Origin of the sequence: Sellimonas caecigallum (assembly GCF_019754295.1) — a bacterium.
Classification (GTDB): domain Bacteria; phylum Bacillota; class Clostridia; order Lachnospirales; family Lachnospiraceae; genus Sellimonas; species Sellimonas caecigallum.
Map to the genome: position 1 here is coordinate 1 of NZ_VIRV01000040.1, position 3,520 is coordinate 3,520.

4 protein-coding genes are annotated in these 3,520 nt (G+C 40.6%); 3 read left to right on the forward strand and 1 reads right to left on the reverse strand.

What is annotated here, in order from left to right; genetic code table 11:
- Positions 1–64 precede the first annotated feature (64 nt).
- From FLB61_RS12845 to FLB61_RS12855, 3 genes are all read left to right on the forward strand, one after another.
- On the forward strand, positions 65–955 hold the full coding sequence (locus tag FLB61_RS12845; RefSeq protein WP_221920420.1) for an AraC family transcriptional regulator: 891 nt from the start codon (positions 65–67) through the stop codon (positions 953–955).
- 95 nt (positions 956–1,050) lie between these two features.
- Positions 1,051–2,244, forward strand: coding sequence for an MFS transporter (locus tag FLB61_RS12850; RefSeq protein WP_087203387.1), 1,194 nt, complete (start codon positions 1,051–1,053; stop codon positions 2,242–2,244).
- A gap of 57 nt (positions 2,245–2,301) precedes the next feature.
- Positions 2,302–2,466 carry a cysteine-rich KTR domain-containing protein gene (locus tag FLB61_RS12855; RefSeq protein ID WP_087203388.1) on the forward strand — a complete coding sequence of 55 codons (165 nt, stop codon included), beginning with the start codon at positions 2,302–2,304 and terminating at the stop codon, positions 2,464–2,466.
- A 383-nt stretch (positions 2,467–2,849) separates the two neighbouring features.
- Here FLB61_RS12855 and FLB61_RS12860 read toward each other — a convergent pair.
- A partial coding sequence (locus FLB61_RS12860) for an IS256 family transposase (protein WP_221920421.1) occupies positions 2,850–3,520 on the reverse strand: 671 nt, incomplete at its 5' end.

Sequence of the window (3,520 nt, forward strand, 5' to 3'; positions counted from 1 at the left end):
CAGCGACTTGGTACAATATATATTTAGGAACAAATAGCAACCCTTTACCTTGGAGTGACGAATAATGCCGATAATACTTGATCATCAACTACGAGAACAAATACCGCATGACGGTACAGTCTTTCCTATCTCCTATTTTCATGATGAACTGGCCACACTGCCAAACTGGGCTGGTCCTTTACACTGGCATCATGACTTTGAAATTGCCACTGCGGTAAGTGGTGTCTTGGACTTTCAAGTTGGCAGGCAACACATCATACTGGAGGTAGGTGACAGCATATTTGTTAACAGAAATATGCTGCATGGAATAAAGCAGTTGTCCGGCGATGTTCCTGATCCGATGCCAAACATCGTCTTTTCCGGTGCTGTGATTGCACCTGAAACCAGTGCAATCTACAAAAAATATATTCATCCCATAGCTTGCTGTGATACATTACCTTTTATCGTGTTTAAACATAAAAATGGTTGGCATAACGAGGTAAATTGTTCAGTGAAAAATATTTACTGTCAGATGTATGAACAAAGCCAATGTTACGAAATGGCTGTTCAACGTGAACTTAGCGGTATATTTGAATATATATTCTCGAATTTTGAAGATTTGCCTAAATTCGAAACTACACGCATACAAATCAATGCCCAAATACGCATCCAAAAGATGCTCTCATATATCTACGAGCATTATGCTGAAGCTGTCACACTCGAAGATATTGCCGATTCTGCCAATATCAGTCGCAGCGAAGCAGGTCGTTGTTTTAACACATATATGGGATGTTCACCTATAGACGCACTTATTCAATACCGGCTTCAAATTGCACACAGTATGCTTAATGATGTGACGCTGACACTTCGGGAGATCAGCTATTCCTGCGGCTTTAATTCTGTAAATTATTTCAGCCGCCAATTTAAGCAAACCTATGGATATACACCCAGTCAAACCCGCACTTTGGGTAAATAGTGCTTATATTTGGGTTTTCTGTGTCTTTATTAAGCTTGATTATGATGATATAATCAATTCAAGTATAATATTACATTAACCATAAAGGAGTAGTCATGACCAGGCAAAAGAACTACAAAAAAACTCTTATAGCTTGCTATCTCGGCTTTGTTACCCAAGCTATATCTGCGAACTTCACACCACTCTTGTTTTTAACATTCAAGAATACCTATGGGATTGGACTGGAAAAGATTGCGCTGATTCCGCTTACATTCTATTTAACACAATTTCTAATTGATTTCGCAGCCACTAAATTTGTGGATAAAATAGGATACCGCATCTGCGTAGTATCATCGCAGGTGCTGTCTGCGGTAGGTCTTGTTTTACTGGCTATTCTGCCGGAACTACTTCCTGGCCCATTTTTAGGAATTTTAATTGCAGTAGTACTTTATGCTATGGGTAGTGGTCTTATTGAAGTATTAGTAAGTCCTATTGTCGAAGCCTGCCCCTTTGAAAATAAAGAAGGTATGATGAGTTTGTTGCACTCTTTTTACTGTTGGGGTGCAGTGGGTGTGATTTTGGGCTCGACGCTCTTTTTTACAGTATTTGGCGTAGAAAACTGGAAAATACTTACATTGATTTGGGCAGTGGTGCCGTTATATAATGCTTTCAATTTTATTACCTGTCCTATTGAACGGTTGATAGATGATGGCGAGAGTATGCGTCCCAGTCAGCTACATAGATTACCACTGTTTTGGTTGCTGATACTGCTTATGGTATGCTCCGGTGCATCCGAAGCAGCTATGGCGCAATGGGCATCCGCATTCACAGAGTCGGCAATGGGTGTTTCTAAAACTGTGGGTGATCTGGCAGGTCCCTGCTTATTTGCAGTGTTTATGGGAATATCCCGAACTCTATATGGAAAAATGAGTGAGAAGCTGGACTTGACCAGGACTATGTTGGCGTGCGGCATGTTATGTGTGATCTGCTACTTGATGGCATCTCTGTCCTCTTTACCGACTATTGGGCTGGCAGGCTGTGCATTTTGCGGCATTTCGGTTGGCATTATGTGGCCGGGCACTATCAGCATTTCTTCCCAGAAGTGCCCAAGAGGCGGTACCGCTATGTTCGCACTTTTAGCTTTGGCTGGAGATTTAGGTGCGACCGTAAGCCCTGCAATGGTTGGCAGCATTTCCGATATGGCTGGTGGTAATCTTAAAATAGGACTACTTGTTGCAACTGCATTTCCGCTAATACTTATCCTCGGTTTGATTGTTCTTAATTGGAAGTTCAATAGGTTGACGAGATAAGGGCAATATTTCCTTAAAATTGTCATTGATATTAGAACAAGATAGGTAAATAAAATTATGGCTGAAAATATACAGTGGTTGTTGTGTCATATATGCCAAAATAAAACTCGTGTTAAAATAAGAAAGGATATGGAAATCAAAAATTTTCCTCTTTACTGCCCAAAATGCAAACAGGAAATCTTAATAGATGTTAAGGACTTAATTGTGACCATTCGCAAATAAATTTTGCGGAGAGATGGGAAGCTTTGCTTGGTATCTTGAAATTCTAAGCAAAATCGCTTATAATAGAGGGCGTAAAATTTTCTGTGTCTATGGGGAAAATCTTCTTTGATAAGAACCAGATATGTATAATTGTATTGTCCAAATTTCTGGTTTTTTGCTGTCGAATTATTTATCTGATAATAGTATTGCCCATTCGACTCAGGTTATACATGAATTTTATGATTTTTTGCAGCACAAATAACGGCATCAGCAATCCCTTTTCGTGGGCTCTGCCCACACCCGGCCTCGGGAATAAGCTGGGATTTTCTGGGAATACTATAAATGCCGAAGGGATAAGGTGAAAACAGGAGCTGGATGTGTTTACATCCACTCCTGTTTTCTGTTTACAGGTATGCTGTCAGTCTTTCATCGTATAAAATGATCAGTTGGTTCAACACCTGATCCCAGTTCCGATAACGCTGAGTCCACTTCTTTGTTACATTTCTACTTGCAAGAAACAGCATCTTTTCAAGAGCGGTATCACTTGGAAACACACTCTTTGTTTTTGTAACTTTCCTGTATTGACGGTTCAGTCCTTCTATGATATTTGTTGTATACATAATTCTGCGGATATCTCCGGAAAACTGAAAAAAAGAACTTACATCTTCCCAGTTGTTTTCCCAGTTGCTGATCGCATAGGGATATTTCTTCCCCCATTTTTCCTTAATCGTTTCCAATTCCGAAAGAGCTGCGGATTCATTGGGTGCGTTATACACAGCCTTGAAGTCTGCAGAAAACTTCTTCAGATCGTTATAATTCACATATTTAAAAGAATTGCGCAGCATATGGATTACACAGCGCTGGATCTGTGCCTGTGGGAAAACGGCCTGGATTGCATCTTTAAATCCGGGGAGGCCGTCTACGCAGAAAAACAGCACATCCTGCACACCACGATTTTTCAGGTCGTTGAGCATTCCAAGCCAGAATTTACTGGTTTCATTCGCTCCCACAGTAATACTGAGGATCTCCTTATAGCCTTCCACGGTAACTCCCAGTACAATATAAGCAGCACGGC

Bases quoted from the DNA above. Each gene is read 5' to 3' on its own strand.
- FLB61_RS12845 (WP_221920420.1), top strand. From the start codon at position 65: ATGCCGATAATACTTGATCATCAACTACGAGAACAAATACCGCATGAC.
- FLB61_RS12850 (WP_087203387.1), top strand. From the start codon at position 1,051: ATGACCAGGCAAAAGAACTACAAAAAAACTCTTATAGCTTGCTATCTC.
- FLB61_RS12855 (WP_087203388.1), top strand. From the start codon at position 2,302: ATGGCTGAAAATATACAGTGGTTGTTGTGTCATATATGCCAAAATAAA.